Genomic DNA, 18,142 nt, shown 5'->3' on the forward strand with positions numbered 1-18,142 from the left:
CCGATCGCCGCCCTAAACCTGACATGCGTCATACGAATGTGTGGACGATCCAGTCCTGAAGGTTGATGTCTGGGTGGCGGCGCGGCCGGGAGCATCGGAGTCAGCAAAAGATCGCCCGCACATCCGCTCACCGCCGGCTCCACGCGAGCCACCGGTCACGACCTCACGGAGACGCACCATGCACCTGCCCGCCACGAGCCGCCGCCGGGTGAGACTGGCCGCAACCGGCACGGCCGTCGTACTGGCCCTGCTCGCACCGGCGACCGCCGCGACCGCCGCTCCCCCCTCCTCCCCGGGCGCGACGAGTGCGGCGGCTGCGACGGCCGCGGCACACCGCACCGGCCTCGACCGCCAAGCACTGGCCCGGACGCTGGACGAGTTGCACGACGCGGGCATGCCCGGCGCCTACTCGGCCGTACGGGACGGCGACGCGTCCTGGCAGGGCGCCTCGGGCGTCGCCGACGTCAAGACCGGCCGCCCCGCCACGCCGCAGCTCCAGCACCGCATAGGCAGCGTCACCAAGACCTTCACCGCCGTAGCCGTGCTCCAGCAGGTCGGCGAGGGGCGCATCGGACTGGACGCGCCGATCGGCCGCTACCTGCCCGGCCTCGTCCCGGGCGAGCGCGGCCGCACGATCACCGTACGGATGCTGCTCAACCACACCAGCGGCATCGCCGACTACGGCTACGCGCTCTGGAAGAAGCCGGAGGACCTGGAGACTCAGCGCTTCCACCGGTGGGACCCGCGCGAGCTGACCCGGCTGGCCCTGGCGGCGCCCCCGAAGGGCAAGCCCGGCGAGGCCCATCACTACGCCAACGCCAACTACGTGATAGCCGGGCTGCTGCTCCAGAAGGTCACCGGCCAGGCGCCGGAGAAGTACATCACCGACCACGTCATACGTAAGGCCGGGCTGCGGCACACGTACTTCCCGCGCTCGGCCCGCCTGACCGGACCGCACTCCAAGATGTACGAAGGCATGTACGGGCTGTTCGACCCGCCGCGCGACTTCAGCGTCTACGACATGTCCTGGGCGGGCACGGCCGGTTCGCTGGTCTCGACCACGGACGACCTCAACCGGTTCTTCCGGTCCCTGCTCGCCGGCAAACTGATCGGCCAGGCCGAACTGCGCCAGATGAAGACGACGGTGCCGACCGGCACCCCGGGCATGCGGTACGGCCTCGGCCTGCTCTCGTGGGACTGGCCGTGCGGACAGTTCTGGGGCCACAACGGACTGGTCCCGGGTTCCGAGACCATATCCCTCTCCACCGCGGACGGCAGCCGGCAGTTCTCCCTCGGCACGAACCTGACCCGCTACAACGAACTCGACGCGAACGACAAGCCGAAGCTGGGGCCGATCGACTTCGCCAAGGAGGCGCACTACGCCCAGGCCCTGTGCAGCACCACACCGAAGCGGACCTCCGTACCGCCGTCGTCATGAGCGGCGTTCCCGGGTCAGCCACAGACCGGTTCCGGCGCCGAGCACGCCGATGCCGCTCACGACGCTCAACAGGATGTGCTGAGCACCGTCTTCGACCATCACGCTGACGAAAACGTTGGCCAGCAGGCAGACGACGAGCAGCAGCCAGAGCGCAGCCTTCATGGGTTCCTCCGTGGTGCCGGGTTCGGTGAGAGACGTCCTCGACTCTCCCGCCCGGCGCCCCCCGGAACGAGAGGGCCAGCACCCCGATCGGAGGTACAGCTGACCGAACCCCGCATCCTGCATACTCTTCACAAGGTGCAGATACTGACATAACAGCCTAGTCACATTTAACCGTTGGTCACTGCAATTGATTGCTTGGTGAGTGATCGACTACCTATCGTCCCCCTTTCGCCTCGATTCGAGGCACTCATCCAGAACAACCAGGGGGACACCATGCTGCGCCCTAGAGCGCGCTCCCTGAGCTTTCGTCACAGACCGGACGAACAAGCTCAAGACCGACACACTCCCAGCGGCCGCCGGAACTGGCAGCGCGTCACATCCGCTTCGGGCATCCTGCTCGCGAGCACCATGATCGTCTCGCTGCTTCCGGGCGAACTCGCCACCGCTGCCGTCAAGGGATTCAAGCTCCGCCCCGTGCAGGAGACGTCCTCCATCGCGGGCTCTCCGATGACGAAGACCGCGCCCACGCCCCTCAGCGACACGGACAAGCACCCGTGGACGCCGCCCAAGGTGAATTGGCCCAAGGGCGGGGAGAGCGAGGTCGACCTCGGCAACGACGGCACCGCGTCCGTCCGGACCGCCTCGCTGAGCCGGACGGACCGGACAGGCCAGGCGGCTCCCTATGCCCCGGCCGGCGACCTCCCCGTGAAGATCGCCCCGGCCGCTGCCGAAGGCTCAGGCGGGGCCCCGGCGCCAGCGAACGGCCGTATACGCAGGTCCGCCGCCCTGAAGGGCAAGGAGACGGAACACCCGTCCAAGGTCAGGGTCCGGTTGGCCGACCGTGACAGCACCGCGCGGGCGGGCATCGACGGTGTCCTGCTCAGCGTCAACCGCAGCGACGGCGGCAAGAAGGCCGGCCGCGCCTCGGTGCAACTCGACTACAACGCCTTCCGTGACGCCTACGGCGCCAACTGGGGCGCGCGGCTTCAGCTGGTGCAGCTGCCCGCATGCGTACTGACCACCCCGGACAAGGACGGCTGCCGCACCGCGACGCCCCTGGCGACGCACAACGATCCCAAGAGCGGCACCGTGACCGCGGAGGTCGCCGTGGCGGAGGACTACCGGCCCCCCGCCGAACGGGCCGACGAGGACGCCAGGGGCAAGGCCCCGCAGATGCAGACGATGTCCGTCCGGGCTTCCGCCGCGACCGTGCTGGCCGCGACGGCCGCGCCCTCCGGCGGCGAGGGCGACTTCAAAGCGACGCCGCTGTCCCCCTCCGGTTCCTGGAAGGCGGGCGGCAACGCGGGGGCCTTCTCCTGGTCGTACCCGATGGAGGTGCCGTCGGTTCCGGGCGATCTCAAGCCCAAGCTGGGGCTCAACTACTCCTCGGCGGCCATCGACGGCCGTACCGCGTCCACCAACAACCAGGCCTCCTGGGTGGGCGACGGCTGGGGCCTGGACATGGGCTTCATCGAGCGCCAGTACATGGCCTGCGACGACGACAAGGGCAAGGGGTCCAACGCTCCCAAGGAAAGCGGCGACCTGTGCTGGAAGTCCGAGAACGCGATGATGTCACTCGGCGGCAAGAACAGCGCACTCGTCAAGGACGGCAAGACCGGCGCGTGGAAGCCCTCGGCGGACGACGGCTCCCGCATCGAGCACCTGACGGGCAGCGCCGCGGACACCGGCAACGGTGACGACGACAACGAGTACTGGAAGGTCACCACGGCCGACGGCACCCAGTACTTCTTCGGCAAGAACCGGCTGCCGGGCTGGACGTCCGGCAAGCCGGAGACGAAGTCGGTGTACACCGTGCCGGTCTTCGGCAACCACGAGGGCGAGCCGGGTCACCAGGCCGCCTTCAAGGACTCCGCCCGGGACCAGGCGTGGCGCTGGAACCTCGACCACGTCGTCGATGTGCACGGCAACGCGATGGCGTTCTTCTACGAGCAGGAGACCAACGCCTACGCGAAGAACTCCGGCGGCACCCACACCTCCAAGCCCAAGGCGGACGCCACGTACGTACGCGGCGGTCACCTGGCGCGGATCGAGTACGGCCACCGCGAGGGCAAGGTCTACGACGGCCAGCCGGCCGCCAAGGTGGTCTTCGGAACCGCCGACCGCTGCCTGGGCAAGGAGTGCGCCTTCGACAAGAAGCACGCGGAGAACTGGCCGGACACCCCGTTCGACCAGTCCTGCGAAAAGGACAAGGAGTGCATGACCGGCTCCCCCACCTTCTGGTCGAAGAAACGTTTGTCCACCGTCACCACCCAGGCCCGCAAGGGCGACGGCTACCAGGACGTCGACACCTGGACGCTGACCCACCAGTTCCCCGGCGTGGGCGACGCGGGCGGGCCTTCACTGTGGCTGTCCGCCGTCACCCGGACCGGCAAGGCGGGCGGTACGGCGATCAGCATGCCGAAGGCGGACTTCGGCGGCACCCTGATGCCCAACCGGGTGGACAGCAACGAGGGCCGTCCCCCGATGAACAAGTACCGGCTCACCCGCATCAGCTCGGAGACCGGCTCGGACACCCTCATCGACTACTCGGCACCGGAGTGCAAGGCGGGCCAGACGCCGGACCCGGCGTCCAACACCGGCCGCTGCTACCCGATGTTCTGGACGCCCACGGCAGCGGTCGACCCGGTCAAGGACTGGTTCCACAAGTACGTGGTCACCAAGGTCACCGAGAACGACAAGGTCGCCGGGACCGAGCCCAAGACCACCACGTACGAGTACCTCGGCGGCATCGCCTGGGCCAAGGACACCAATGAGTTCACCCTCGACAAGCACCGCACCTACAGCGACTACCGCGGCTACGGCAAGGTCCGCACTCGCACCGGCACCGGCGACAAGACGCTGAGCGAGTCGGTCTTCCTACGCGGCATCGAAGGCGCGAAGGTCACCGACTCCACCGGTACAGCCGTCGCGGACGCTCCGCAGTACGCCGGAACGACCTTGGAAGAGGCCACCTACGACAAGGACGGCGGCTCGATAGCCAGCTCGACGATCAGCCACCCGTGGTCGCGGCTGACCGCCACGCAGAGCCGTGCCGGCACCGACGACCTCCTGGCCCATCAGGGCGGCACCAGGGAGGAGATCTCCCGTACGCGGCTGTCCGGTGGCACGTGGCGCACCACAAAGGCGACCAACGAGTTCAACGACCACGGCCAGATCGTGTCCACCTCCGACGAGGGTGACACGGGCGTCGACGGCGATGAGATGTGCACCCGCACGACCTTCGCCTATGACGAGAAGAACTGGCTGCTGTCCTACCCGTCGGCACTCCAGCGGACCGACGCGACCTGCGGAACCCCGGCGAACGCGGACAACACCCTCAACGAGGTCCGCACCGCGTACGACGGCAAGCCGTACGGCGAGGCGCCGGCCCCCGGCGGGGGCAACCCGACCAAGGTCGACGAGCTGGACCGGTTCGAGGGCGGCAAGCCCGTCTTCGTGACCACGTCCCGCATCGCGTACGACGCCACCGGTCGCACGGTGGAACAGACCGACGCGACCGGTAGCAGGACCAGGACCGACTACGCGCCCTCCAGCGGCGCCCAGCCGACGAAGGTGACCACCACCGACCCCAAGGGCTTCGTACGGACCGCCGAGATGGACGGCCTGCGAGGGCTGACCACCAAGGCGACCGACGCCAACGGACGGAGCACCACTCAGCAGTACGACGCGCTGGGCCGGCTCACCGCCGCGTGGAAGCCGGGCAGGTCCACCTCCACACCGGCCGATGTGGTGTTCACCTACAACGTCCGGAGTGACGGTCCGACCGTGGTGTCCTCCAAGACGCTTTTGGAGAACGGTAAGTACCGGACCGCGGTCACGCTCTACGACGGCATGCTCCGCGCGCGCCAGAAGCAGACGGACGCCCATGGCGGCAAGGGACGGCTCGTCAGTGACACCTTCTACGACAGCCAGGGGAGGCAGTACAAGACCAACGCCGAGTACTACAACGAAGGGGCGACCTCGACGGCCGTCCTGTCGGTGGCGGACAACAAGATCCCGCAGCAGACGGTGACCGAGTTCGACGGGCAGGGGCGGCCGACCGCGTCCGTCGTCAAGTCGCTCAACGTCGAGAAGTGGCGGACCACGACCTCCTACGGAGGCAACTGGACCGCTACCGTCCCGCCCAAGGGCGGCACCGCCACGCTCATCCTCTCCAACGCGCACGACAAGCCGGTCGAGGTGCGGCAGTACAAGAACGGCAAGCCCGAGTTCGGTGCCGCTGCCGACACGTACGAGTCGCTGAAATACACCTACGACTCGGCCGACCGGCTCGTGAAGCTGGTCGATGCCGCGGGCAACACCTGGACGGCCGCGTACGACCTGCGCGGGCACCGGACCAAGACGACCGATCCGGACAAGGGGACCGTCACCAGCACCTACACGCCCGACGGCCAGGTCGCCACCACGACGGACGCGCTGGGCCACACCCTCGCCACCACGTACGACGAACTCGGCCGTAAGACCAGTCTCCGCAAGGACTCCGACAAGGGCGACAAGCTCGCCGAGTGGAACTACGACAGCCTGGACGGCGGCAAGGGCCAGCTGAGCTCGTCCGTACGGTACGAGAAGGGCAACGCCTACTCCGTCTCCGTCAAGGGCTATGACGACGCGGGCCGGGCGACCGGGTCCACGGTCACGGTCCCGGAAGCGGAAGGAAAGCTGGCAGGCAGTTACACGTTCTCCAGCACGTACACGCCCAACACCGGGCTGGCGGCGACCACCAGCTACCCGGCCGGTGGCGGCCTGGCGGCCGAGACCGTTCGGCACGGCTACACCGAGTTCGGCCTGCCGACGTCGCTGAGCGGCAACGGCAAGGTCTACTCCACCGGAAACCAGTACTCGCCGTCCGGCGAACTGCTCCAGACCGTCCTCGGCGACATCGGCCACCGTGCCGTACAGACCTACGCATACGAGTCGGACACCCGCCGCCTCGGCAGCCTGATCGCCGACCGGGAGGCAAACGGTCCGCAGACCCTCGACCACAAGACCTACACCTACGACCCCGCGGGCAACATCACCCGCATCCGCAACGACCGCGACGACAAGAAGTCGACCGACACCCAGTGCTACACCTACGACTTCGCCCAGCGGCTGACCAACGCCTGGACGGCCGCGGACAACTGCGCCGCGCAGCCGTCCGACGACGCCACGCCGAAGGTCGGCGGCGTCGACCCGTACTGGCACTCCTACACCTACGACACGATCGGCAACCGCACCACCGAAACCCGGCACGACCCCACAGGTGACACCGCCAAGGACGTCAGGCGCGGCTACACCTACCCCAAGACCGGCCAGGACCGGCCGCACGCGATGTCCGAAGTCGCCCTCACCGGCCCCGGCGCGCGTAAGGACTCCTTCGAGTACGACGAGGCCGGCAACACCACCCGCCGCGTCACCGCCGCCGGAGATCAGAAGCTCACCTGGGACGCCGAGGGCCGCATGGCCTCCTCGACGATCGGCGGAAAGACCTCCACCTTCCTCTACGACGCGGACGGCAACCGTCTGCTGCGCCGGGACCCGGAGGCAGTCACCCTGTACCTGGACAGCCAGGAACTGAAGCTCGACACGAAGACCGGCAAGGTCACCGGAAAGCGCTTCTACGCCACGAAGGGCAGCACCGTCGTCGCTTCGTCGGACGGCACGCTGTCGTACCTCCTGAATGACCACCACGGTACGGCGGACCTCTCGATCGACGCCGGATCGATGCGTTTCACCCGGCGCGGCAGCGGTCCGTTCGGCACGGAACGCGGCCCGCAGCCCGGTCAGGACGCCTGGCCGAGCGAGCGCGGATTCGTCGGGGGCACCAAGGACACGTCGACCGGCCTGACCCACGTCGGCGCCCGGGAATACGACGCGGAGAACGGCAAGTTCGCCTCCGTGGACCCGGTGCTCGGTGTGACCAGCCCGCAGCAGATCAACGCGTACTCCTATGCGAACAACAATCCGGTGGGCAACAGTGACCCGAGCGGAAAGTTCCCCTTCATCGACATCGGGGAAATGATCGCTGCGACCATCGAGCGGCAGGCAATGGCCCAGATGGAGGAGGCCGCTCGCGAACAGGCCGTCGCCCAGGCAAATCTGAACGTCATGGTGGCCAGGAGCCGTTACACGCATAGCGCGGCGAAGCGGCAGATGTGGAGCAGAGGCCCGAAGGGCACTCAGTTCAAGGCGTTCAACATCGGCAAGGGTGAGGACCGGGGCATCATCATGATGCGGTTCTTCATTCACCAGGAGAAGGCCGCGATCGGCATGCTCACCGGGGACGACCGCACATGGTCCACGGATCCGGCTGCGGCTTACCGTATGGTTCTCTTCTGGGACACCGCGACAGGTGATGTGACGTTCAAGGTCGCGCCGTCGCATTTCGTACCGAATTACGAATTCAGTGGCCGCCAGGTAGGCGGAGTCTGGCGCCCCGAAGCGACATGGAACGCCGACCAAATGCGCCCGGCCGAACCTCTGCATATCAATGAGGGCGTGGATGACACTTTCCGGGGATGGCGCAACGACTTGAACGTGAAGACGCAAGGTCCTGGTGGTTTCTCCGCCAGGCTGCACGGGGTCAACAGCGCCATGCGCCTCTTTGCCGTCGATGACACGCTGTCCCTCTCCGCCAACGGCTCCTCGGTACGTGTCGGCCGGTCAGGGGATGCCTACCCCGACATGGAAGTGGTTCAGTACCGGCGGAATGCCACGCCGCGGGTCGCTGCTCGTGACGACATGCAAAAGCCCAAGTTCAACGGACATGTCGTGACCAGCGAGGAGGGCCTGAGCGCCGTACCTGGCATGGACCAGGTCAATCGGGCGTGGCTGAACGGGTCCTGTATCGAGGGATGCTCGTGACGGGCATGCAACGCCTCGGGCACCGCTTGACCGCGGGTTCCTGGTGGCTGGCCAAAAGCATCGGGGGGTACCTACTGGCTGCCCTCGTGTTGCCGCCTGTGGTCTCCTTGTTGTTTCCCACGCCCGGCAACACGACGGATCGCCCCTACGGCGAAACGGTAGCCAGCACGATCACCGGAACCTGGTTCATGATCGTGTTGACCATCCCGTGGGTTCTGCTGGTCCTGTTCCTCCTGCTGGCGCTGAGGAAAAGGATGGAGACGGCGTCCCTTCGGGGACTTGCCGCGCTCATGCTGGGCGTACCTACCGCATTGACGCCCTTCTTCGTTGGCCCGCAGGCCATGCTCGTCCATGTGATCACCAACGTGACGTTCGCAGTCGCCCTTCTACCGAAGGGCCGGACGAAGCGAGCGAAGGAAGTCAAGGAATAAGTCACGGAACGCAGCGCCGCCCGGTGGCCGATTCGGGCCACCGGGCGGCGCCCGCGTTTTCCCACCGAAGAGAAAGAAAAGAGCAACACCCGTGCATCACCTCTGTGAACCCCATGAACCGGGCACCAAGCACCGGTACAGACGTCGTACGTCGCTCATAGCCCTCGCCACCGTGCTCGCCATCGGTGCGTCGGCGGTGGGGGGCTCCCCGGCGTTCGCTTCGACGGTGGCCGATGCCTCCGCCGTTCAGGACGACACCCCGGAAGGCCGGGCCGCCCGGGAGGCTGCCGAGTCCGGTAAGCCGGTCGAGGTGTTGAGCAAGCGCGACGAGACGACGCAGGTGCTGGCCAATCCGGGCGGCACCTTTACGTGGCGGCAGTACGTACGGCCGGCCTTCGCGAAGGTCGATGGCGACTGGAAGGAAGCCGACGCCACGATGCGCAAGCGCGCGGACGGACGTGTCGGTCCGGCCGCGACCACCTTCGGTCTGTCGTTCTCCGGTGGCGGCGACGCTCCGCTCGCCACCATGGAGAAGGCGGGCAAGTCGCTCTCCATCACCTGGCCCAAGGCGCTCCCCGAGCCGCGGCTGTCCGGGGACACGGCGACCTACCCGGACGTTCTGCCCGGCGTCGATCTGCGTATTCAGACAGATGTCGACGGCTTCGCGCAGCACCTCGTGGTCAAGACGAGGGAGGCCGCCGCACAGCCGGGTCTGGCCGAGCTGTCGTACGGGCTGCAGAGTCAGGGCACCGTTCTCAAGGCGGACGGTGCGGGCAAGTTGAAGGTCACCGACTCGGAGGGCAACGAGCTGTTCACCGCTCCGACTCCGGTCATGTGGGACTCCTCCCATGAGTCGAATGAGGCCGATGAGGCCAAGGAGGCCAAGGAGGCCCAGGAGGTAGTGGGGAGCGGTGCGGCCGGGCGGGCGACGTCGGCCGGGTTGCGCGTCAAGCGTTCACTGGCGGCGGCCGGGCCTGTCGCCGCGACGATGACGGCGGCGGCTGCCGGGCCGACGACGACGGGTGCGCAGGGCGGGCCGCCGTCCAAGGTGGTGCAGATGCCCACCAAGGTCGTCGACAACACCCTGCGGATCTCGCCGGACGCCGGCTTCCTGAAGGACCCAGGAACCGTCTTCCCGGTCACCATCGACCCCATCTTCTCCGGCGGCGGACGGAACAACTGGACCATCGCCTACAACAAGGGCGGGGCGCTCACCGGGACGTCGTTCTGGAACGGTGGCGGTTTCAGCGACAAGCTCGCGCGCGTCGGCCATGAGAACTGGACGGGCGGCACCGCGCGTTCCTACTTCACCATGGACACCGGCGGACTGGGCGGCGCGAAGATCATGAGCGCCACGTTCAACGTCCTCAACTCCTACTCCTGGTCGTGCACCCCCACACCGGTGGACTTCGGCTGGACCGGGCCCATCTCCCCTTCGACCACCTGGAACAACCAGCCCAGCTGGAACGAGACGCTGCAGAGCAAGTCCTTCGCGCACGGCTGGACCGGTGACGGCAGCAAGTGCAAGGGCGGCGAGGGCGAGGACTTCGACAGTGACGCGCTGAAGCGCCTGGTACAGCGCGCCGCCGACCATGGCGACGGCAGCCTCACCTTCGGCCTGCGCTCGCGCTCGGACTACGAGGGGAAGGTCAGCAGCTGGAAGAAGTTCCAAAACAACCCGCACCTGGAAGTCACGTACAACCGTGCGCCCAAGGTGAATTCCTTCGCCGCGTTCCAGGGCCCGTGGAGCCCCGGAGGCAACGACAACCTGGCGGTGGCGTGCAGCGCCGACCCGGCCACCTGGCCCACCATCGGCCGCAACGACCTCACGCTGACCGCCAAGGTGTCGGACCCGGACGGCGGCAAGGTCACGGCCGCGTTCTCGGTCTGGGAGTACGCCGGGGACGGCGTGATGGAACTGACCCCCGAGGTGAATTCGGGTGGCACCGCCCACGCGCCGGTGCCGATCTCGAAGCTGGTGGACGGCAAGCGTTACAAGTGGCACGTGCAGGCTCGTGACGGCATCGAAAGCTCGGCCTGGACCAGCCAGTGCGGCTTCAATGTCGACCTGACGGCGCCCGCGAAGCCGAAGGTGTCGTCCGCGGACGACCACGCGCTCGACAAGGCCGAGGTCACCGCGCGCAAGCCCCGCAAGGTCAAGTTCGAATCCAGTGACCGGTTCGGCCTGGACGGTTTCTGCTACACCCTCAACAAGCCGCTGGCAACCGCCAACACCAAGTGCTCCAACGGTACGTTCGTGAAGGCGGACGGCAACGGTTCCGCGACCGTCACGGTGACCCCCGGGCTGTGGCCCAAGAACCGGCTGCACGTTCAGGCGTACGACAATGCGGGCAACCTCTCCCCGTACGAGGCTCCGCAAGCCGGCGACGACGATGCCACGAACTCCGCGACCACGCTGATCTCGACCCGTACCCCGGAGTTCGTGCACGCTCCCGACGGCAGCGTGCGCGGCGACCTTCCGGGCGATCTGGACGGTGACGGCCACGTGGACATGCTGGCCACCGACAAGAGCGGCGACCTGCGCTTTTACGGCGGCAAGGGCGACGGCAGCCTGGAAGACAGCCGGGTCGTCGCTTCGGGCGGCTGGAATGGGGCCCAGATCGCCCACCGCGGCGACTTCATCAGCGCCACCGAGGGCCAGACCAAGGACGGCTACGAGGACTACTTCGTCAAGCTGGGCAACAAGCTCTACCTGTATCCGGGTGACGGCAACGGCATGCCGCTGACCGAGCAGCGCAAGGAGCTGATCCACCCCACCGGCAAGCAGACCGGCCCGCTCACCGGCCCCGGTGACAAGTGCGTGGACGTCGACAACGCCAAGACGGACAACGGCACCGCCATCCGCATCTACGGGTGCAACGGCACGGACGCGCAGGACTTCGAGCTGAGCAACCGCCGCCTGACCGTCCTGGGCAAGTGCGTGGACATTCCGAACGGGCGGGGCGCCAACGGCACCACCGTCCAGCTGTACGACTGCAACGGCGGCCGCGGGCAGGAGTGGCTCGACCGCGGTAACAAGTCCCTGTACAACCCGGCCTCGGGCCGCTGCCTGGACCTGCCGGAAGCCAACACCGCCGACGGCACCCGCCTGACGGTCTTCGACTGCAACGACGGCGCCGCACAGCGCTGGAACGTCCCCGGCAGCTGGAAGGACGCCCACCAGATCCTCGCCCCGGGCGATGCGGACGGCGAGCCCGGAGCCGATCTGCTGGTCAACGAGGGCACCACCATGGTGCTCTACAGCGGCACCGTGGAAGGCCCGCTGGACGCCGAGACCGGCACGTACAAGCTCAAGGCAGGCAAGCCCCTCGGGAAGTCCGGAGGGAACCTCGCCGTGTACACGGCGCCCGGCGACGTGACCGGTGACGGCATACCCGACCTGTTCGTCCGTCTCACCCCCCAAGCGGATCACAATGATCAGAGCTACGGGAAGCTCGCCCTGTTCACGGGCGCGCGCGTGACCGATCCCAAGGGCGGCAGCCGCTACGCCACGGCCGGCAAGGCCACGGTCTACGGAGCCGCCGGCTGGGCCATGGACGAGGTCCCCGCCATCGCATCCGCGGGCAACGCCCAGGGCAAGGTCGTCGACACGGGCAAGGGCTACCTCCAGTCCGTACCGACCGCGGGCCAGGAGACACCGGACTTCTGGGCCACGCTTCCCGGCGGCACCCACGGAAACGGCATCCTCCGCTTCTACCCGGGCGGACGGGCCGTCCACGGCGATCCCGTGCAGGTGGGCGACGGCTCCTGGACCGGGAGCATCGTCGGCATCTTCTGACCTGAACGCCTCGATCTGAACGCCTGACAAAGCCCCCGCGCGTGATCCTTCAGTTCACGCGCGGGGGCTTTTGCCTGTGCGGCAGAGGTCGGCGAAGTGGCGGGTTCGCTGGGCGAGGAGGTGGTTGGCGGCGGGGTCCGGGGACGGTGAATCGCCTCGGCAGGGGCGGCAGAGGCCGCCGGGGAGCGCTTCGGGGCGGCCGGGAACGCCGCACTCGGTGCACTCCAGGATGCGGGTAGGGGAGGTGGGAGAGGTGGCTGCGTCAGGTGGGAAGGCTGGTGGTGGGGGGAGTTTGGTGGTCAGGCGGGTGCGGGCGATGGCGCCTGGGGAGTGGACCTCGGGTGGCAGGCCGGCGGTGAGGGCCGCGACGAGGTGCGCGCTGCTCACGCCTCGGGCCAGCCACTCGGCGGCGAGGTCTTCGAGTGCGGCGCATTCTGCTGCGGAAAGGATCATGCGGGGGTCGGTGGTGCCGAGGGAGGCGAGGGTCGCGTACGCCGGGGAGGGGGCCGGTGGGGCCGGGCGCGGGTTGGCCTGCGCCACGCGGCGGGCGGGTTGCGGTCGCTCGTCCGGTTGAAGTTGTGCGGGAGGCGGGGGTGTAGGTGGGGGTGATTGTGGGGGCGTGTTGCCGGTCAGGAAGTGGTGCCACCAGGTGTCGTCGCGGGCGGTGCGGGTGAAGTAGGTGCGGTACACCCACTGGGCGCGGCCGTTGCCGACGGTTTCCTGGACGCGGCGCAGGTGGCCTGCGACGGAAAGCCGGGTGAGGGCGGTACGGACGGCTTGCTGGCCGTAGCGGGGCTGGGCGGCGGCGAGGGTTTTGACGTCCATGGCGGCGCCGTCCGGGAGCCGGTCGATGAACGCGGCGATGAACGCTTCGCGTTCGGGGAGGGCGGAGAAGTCCCCTGGCCGGGAGCGCGCCTGGCCCGGGGCGGAGCGTTTGCCGTAGCCGGGGGCGGCGGTGGGGTGGGGATGGGGTGAGGAGGCGGCGGGCGCGCAGGGCGCCGTAGTAAGTTGGGCGTCAGCCACGAGATCGCGTCCTTCGATCTTGGAGGTCAGACCCCGGTTCGGTGTTGGTAGCACCGGCCGGGGTTGTTTGTTGAGCAGGCACAGTGCCTGCTGCGGCGACGGTAGAGCCTGGCGACGTTCTGTTGCAAGCCGGTCGCGGAAAGTCATGTGCGCTGGTACGCGCGGGGGTTGGGAGGGTGGTGGGTGCCTTCAACCCTCCCGTTCCTTGAATAAGGGGCTCGACGTTCGCCCTCCGACGCTCGGGGTTCAAGTTCCGGTGGTGAAGTGTATGAACGCCTTCCAGGCGTGGGTGGGGATGGCGAGCTGGGGGCCGGTCACATCCTTGGAGTCACGGATGCGGACGCTGTAGGGGTGGATGGCCACCTCGACGCAATTCGCGCCTTCATCGTCGCTATAGCTGGACTTGACCCACAGGAACTCAGCGCTCACAGCTTTTCCGCCGCCTCTCTGATGAATCGCATCGATTCTTCCGCACACAAGGCCTGCATGCGGATCACGCCATATCGCTGGGTGTGACTGCTGACCTCGTCAGCAGCGCTGTACAGGCCGCTCACGTTGTGCGACTCGATGTAGGAATAGAAATCGTGATCAGCAGTCTCCAGCAGCACCAGCGGACCACTGAGTGCCGGGGAAGCCGGACGCCCTTCAGGCAGCACCTGCACGGAAACGTTCCGCAACTCGGCCACCTCCAGCAAGTGGTACAACTGGCTCTGCATCACTGTCCTACCGCCCACCATGGTCCGCAACGCGGCCTCGTAGATGATGAAGTTGAACAGCGTCGTCGGATTGCCCACGAGCATGTCCTGGCGTTCCAGTCTGGCCACGACTCGGGTATCGATCGTCTCGTCATCGAGCGGGGGACAACGACCGCTGATCAACGCCCGTGCGTACTCCTCGGTTTGCAGCAGGCCCGGGATGAGGAGACTTTCGTACGAATGCAGCGCGATAGCGTCTTTTTCGAGGGCCATGAACTCGTTGCTGCGCTCCGGATGCTTCTCCGGCTTCAGGTACTCGCGCGCTGCCTCCAGCAGCCCACGTGCCCCGCACATCTGATCCGCAACCTGAAGCATCCGCAAGCTGGGGCGCCGGCGGCCTTGTTCCATCGACTTGATGTACTCGGCGTCGTAACCCGCTTCATCGGCGACTTCCTCGCGGGACAGACCCGCCTGGATGCGCCACAGCTTGAGTTGGTTGCCGCAATAGCGCCACGCCATTGGCGGCTGGGAGGTCTCATTCGGCATCGTGCCCCCTATTTGTCGGCACGACTGGTACAGCCTGGTGCGTACCCTTGTCGCGGCTGCCGACCGTACGCGCGCATCGACATGCTCGAAGCGTGAACGATGGAAATTCCCCCCTCCAGAATGAATGGTGGTTGCCACGCCACCCCCGTAGCGCGCGGCGGGCGCGTAAGTATCTGCGTGAACTCGCGGAGGTGTGGCGATTGCAGGCCGAGGTGACCGACACCGCCGTACTCATCCTCAGCGAGCTGACGGCCAACGCCTGTGTGCACGCGCGGGTTCCGCGTGGGCGGTACGTACGGGTGCGGTGTCTGCTGTTCGCGGGGCGGCTGCGGGTGGAGGTGGCGGACGCCGGTTCCGCGATGCCCGAGCCCCGGGTGGCGGGGGTCGAGGACGAGGGCGGGCGCGGGCTCGCGCTGGTGGCGGCGCTCGCGGACGAGTGGGGGGCGTACCCGCGTCCGTACGGGATCGGGAAGATCGTGTGGTTCGAGCTGAAGCTGGCGACGATACTTTCTTGAATGATCGGTCAAGTACCCCGTAGGGTGCTCGCATGGGCAGAACCAAGGAGTTCGACCCGAGCGCCACCCTTCAGGCCGCCCTGGAGCTGTTCTGGCGCAAGGGGTACGAGACGACGTCGATGCAGGACCTGGTCGAGCATCTCGGCATCAATCGGGGCAGCATCTACGCGACTTACGGCAGCAAGCACGAGCTGTACCTGCGCGCGCTGGACCGTTACTGCGAGAACGAAGGGGTGGTGGCGCTGGAGCGGCTGAACCAGCCGGGGCCGGCGCTGCCCGCCGTCCGCGCGTTCCTGCGGGCGTTCGCCGACGAGTCGCTGGCGGACCAGGACCGCAAGGGCTGCCTGGTGACGAACACCGCCGTGGAGCTGCTGCCGCAGGACGCGCAGGCGGAGCGGCGTATCGAGACGGCGCTGCACGAGGTGGAGTCGGCCATCGCCGGTGCTCTGATCAGGGCGAAGGCGCAGGGCGAGTTGGAGGAGGGGGCGGATGTGCGGGCGCAGGCCCGTTTTCTGGTCACCTTCATCCAGGGCCTGCGCGTCATCGGCAAGACGGGCGACGAGCGGCGGATCAATGATGCCGTGCAGCAGGCGATGACGGTCCTGCGCTGAAGCCTGCCCCGGTACCAGGGGCCGCGTCAGGAACAGCCCCCGCTGCGGCGGGGGTTTCTTGCGGGCATTTATTGGAACGATCGGTTAGGAAAAGAGGGGGATCATGCGCATACCACGCGCCGTGTACGTCCTGGCCCTGGGCATCTTCGCCATGGTGACCAGTGAGTTCGTCGTCGCCGGGCTGATGCCGCAGATGGCGGAGGGACTGGGCGCCACCGTGCCGCAGATCGGGTATCTGATCAGCGCGTTCGCGGTGGCGATGGCCGTCGGCGGGCCGTTCCTGACGGTGGGCGTCATGCGGCTGCGGCAGAAGCGGGCCCTGGCGGTGCTGTTCGGGGTGTTCCTGGTGGGCAACGTGCTGGCGGCCGTCGCGTCGGACTACTGGACGATGCTGGCGGCGCGGGTCGTCACGGGAATCGCGTCGCAGGCCTTCTTCGGGGTGGCGCTCTCCGTGTGCGCCCAGCTCACACCCTCGGAGGCGCGCGGCCGGGCCATCGCCGTGGCCATGAACGGGCTCATGCTCGGCACGCTGCTCGGCCTGCCGATGTCCACGCTGATCGGCGAACACCTGGGCTGGCGGGCGGCGTTCTGGGCGATCGCCGTACTCACGGTGGGCGCGGCGGTGTGCACGGCCGTCGGCGTACCGAGGCTGGAGCGCGCCGACGCGGGCGGCGGCATGCGGGAGGAACTGGGCGCGTTCCGCAACCCCCGGCTGTGGCTGGCACTGTCGACCAGCACCTTGATCATCGGGGCGACGTTCTCCGTCTTCAGCTACTTCAATCCGATCCTGACCGAGGTCACCGGCTTTGGGACGGGGACCGTACCGCTGCTGCTCGTGGCGTACGGGGCCGCGACCGTTGTCGGGAACACCGTGGCCGGGCGGCTCGCCGACCGGCACACCATCGCCGTACTGCTCTGCGGGCTGGTGCTGAACCTGGGGTTTCTCACCGGGTTCGCGCTGCTCGCGCAGCTGCCGGTCCCGGCTGTGGTGTTCATGATGGGGATCGGGCTGGCCGGGGTCACAATGAACCCGGCGATGGTCACCCGCGTCCAGCGGGCCGGCAACGCGCGGGCGCTGGTCAACACCGTGCACTCGTCGTTCATCACGCTGGGCGTGATCGTGGGCTCGCTGGTCGGCGGCATGGCCATCAGCGCGTACGGGCTGCGGGCACCGGTCTGGCTGGGGGCCGGACTGGCGGCGCTCGGGATCGTCTCCCTCGTACCGGAGCTCGGGCGGCGGACGCGGACACTCCGCCGTTCCGGCCGCATCGTCGCGGGTGGGGCCGCTACGGCGTCAGACGCACCGGCCCCCGCCGCCTGCGTCAGACCAACCGCCGGGCCGTAGCCCACCGGGTCAGCTCGTGCCGGTTGGAGAGCTGGAGCTTGCGCAGCACCGCCGAGACGTGCGACTCGACCGTCTTGACCGAGATGAACAGCTGCTTGGCGATCTCCTTGTACGCGTAGCCGCGGGCGATCAGACGCAGCACCTCGCGTTCGCGCTGGGTGAGACGGTCCAGGTCCTCGTCCACCGGCGGGGCGTCCGTGGAGGCGAACGCGTCCAGCACGAAGCCGGCCAGCCGCGGGGAGAAGACCGCGTCACCGTCGGAGACCCGGAAGATCGCGTCGACCAGGTCCGTACCGGTGATCGTCTTGGTGACGTAGCCACGGGCGCCGCCGCGGATGACACCGATGACGTCCTCGGCGGCGTCGGACACGGACAGCGCGAGGAACCGCACCGGGCGTTCGGGGTCGGCCATCATCGCGGCGGAGCGGCGCAGCACCTCGACACCGCCGCCGCCCGGCAGGTGCACGTCCAGCAGGACGACCTCGGGGCGGGTGGCGGTGATGACCGTGACGGCCTGGTCGACGTCGGCGGCCTCGCCGACGACCTCCACACCGGTCTCGTCGGTGCGGCCGATCTCGGCCTGGACGCCCGTACGGAACATCCGGTGATCGTCGACGAGGACGACCCGTACCGTGCGGGCCGGGCCACCGGGCCGGTCGCTGTCCTGGCCACCCTGTGCGGCGTCGCTGCTCATCTCGTCCGTCCGTCCCTCG

At 68.1% G+C, this 18,142-nt stretch carries 12 protein-coding genes; 7 read left to right on the forward strand and 5 right to left on the reverse strand.

Going from position 1 to position 18,142, the window contains the following annotated elements:
• Positions 1-178 precede the first annotated feature (178 nt).
• Positions 179-1,438, forward strand: a complete 1,260-nt coding sequence (locus tag ACZ53K_RS08075) for a serine hydrolase domain-containing protein (RefSeq protein ID WP_468832901.1) — start codon at positions 179-181, stop codon at positions 1,436-1,438.
• On the opposite strand, the gene ACZ53K_RS08080 is transcribed toward ACZ53K_RS08075, so the two are convergent.
• Positions 1,433-1,600 (reverse strand): hypothetical protein, encoded by a 168-nt coding sequence (locus tag ACZ53K_RS08080; protein WP_468832902.1) that lies wholly within the window; start codon positions 1,598-1,600, stop codon positions 1,433-1,435. The genes ACZ53K_RS08075 and ACZ53K_RS08080 overlap by 6 nt on opposite strands.
• 408 nt (positions 1,601-2,008) lie before the next feature.
• Between ACZ53K_RS08080 and ACZ53K_RS08085 the strand changes: the two genes are divergently transcribed.
• The 3 genes from ACZ53K_RS08085 (at position 2,009) to ACZ53K_RS08095 (ending at position 12,694) form a co-directional block, all read left to right on the forward strand.
• Positions 2,009-8,464: an RHS repeat domain-containing protein gene (locus tag ACZ53K_RS08085; RefSeq protein ID WP_468832904.1), complete on the forward strand. Its 6,456-nt coding sequence runs from the start codon at positions 2,009-2,011 to the stop codon at positions 8,462-8,464.
• Positions 8,428-8,895 carry a hypothetical protein gene (locus ACZ53K_RS08090; protein WP_468832905.1) on the forward strand — a complete coding sequence of 156 codons (468 nt, stop codon included), beginning with the start codon at positions 8,428-8,430 and terminating at the stop codon, positions 8,893-8,895. The genes ACZ53K_RS08085 and ACZ53K_RS08090 overlap by 37 nt, the downstream gene beginning before the upstream one ends.
• Positions 8,896-9,121: 226 nt before the next feature.
• Positions 9,122-12,694, forward strand: a complete 3,573-nt coding sequence (locus ACZ53K_RS08095; RefSeq protein ID WP_468832906.1) for a ricin-type beta-trefoil lectin domain protein — start codon at positions 9,122-9,124, stop codon at positions 12,692-12,694.
• Positions 12,695-12,748: 54 nt separating this feature from the next.
• Here ACZ53K_RS08095 and ACZ53K_RS08100 read toward each other — a convergent pair whose 3' ends face one another.
• The 3 genes from ACZ53K_RS08100 to ACZ53K_RS08110 all read right to left on the reverse strand — a co-directional run bounded on the left by ACZ53K_RS08100 (position 12,749) and on the right by ACZ53K_RS08110 (position 14,958).
• Positions 12,749-13,717 carry a MarR family transcriptional regulator gene (locus ACZ53K_RS08100; protein WP_468832908.1) on the reverse strand — a complete coding sequence of 323 codons (969 nt, stop codon included), beginning with the start codon at positions 13,715-13,717 and terminating at the stop codon, positions 12,749-12,751.
• Between the two features lie 246 nt (positions 13,718-13,963).
• Positions 13,964-14,146 carry a DUF397 domain-containing protein gene (locus ACZ53K_RS08105; protein ID WP_468832909.1) on the reverse strand — a complete coding sequence of 61 codons (183 nt, stop codon included), beginning with the start codon at positions 14,144-14,146 and terminating at the stop codon, positions 13,964-13,966.
• Positions 14,143-14,958: a helix-turn-helix domain-containing protein gene (locus tag ACZ53K_RS08110; protein WP_468832910.1), complete on the reverse strand. Its 816-nt coding sequence runs from the start codon at positions 14,956-14,958 to the stop codon at positions 14,143-14,145. Before ACZ53K_RS08110 ends, ACZ53K_RS08105 begins: the two co-directional genes overlap by 4 nt.
• Before the next feature lie 92 nt (positions 14,959-15,050).
• Here ACZ53K_RS08110 and ACZ53K_RS08115 point away from each other — a divergent pair, with 92 nt between their 5' ends.
• From ACZ53K_RS08115 to ACZ53K_RS08125, 3 genes are all read left to right on the forward strand, one after another.
• Complete coding sequence (locus ACZ53K_RS08115; RefSeq protein ID WP_468832912.1) at positions 15,051-15,473, forward strand: ATP-binding protein; 423 nt, start codon at positions 15,051-15,053, stop codon at positions 15,471-15,473.
• Positions 15,474-15,505: 32 nt separating this feature from the next.
• Positions 15,506-16,084, forward strand: a complete 579-nt coding sequence (locus ACZ53K_RS08120; RefSeq protein WP_468832913.1) for a TetR/AcrR family transcriptional regulator — start codon at positions 15,506-15,508, stop codon at positions 16,082-16,084.
• 109 nt (positions 16,085-16,193) lie between these two features.
• Positions 16,194-17,429: an MFS transporter gene (locus ACZ53K_RS08125; protein WP_468833369.1), complete on the forward strand. Its 1,236-nt coding sequence runs from the start codon at positions 16,194-16,196 to the stop codon at positions 17,427-17,429.
• Here the strand turns inward: ACZ53K_RS08125 and ACZ53K_RS08130 are convergent.
• Complete coding sequence (locus ACZ53K_RS08130) at positions 17,407-18,123, reverse strand: LuxR C-terminal-related transcriptional regulator (protein ID WP_468832914.1); 717 nt, start codon at positions 18,121-18,123, stop codon at positions 17,407-17,409. The two genes, ACZ53K_RS08125 and ACZ53K_RS08130, sit on opposite strands and share 23 nt — an antisense overlap.
• Between the last annotated feature and the right edge of the window lie 19 nt (positions 18,124-18,142).

It is taken from the genome of Streptomyces sp. NPDC033221 (genome assembly GCF_055577005.1).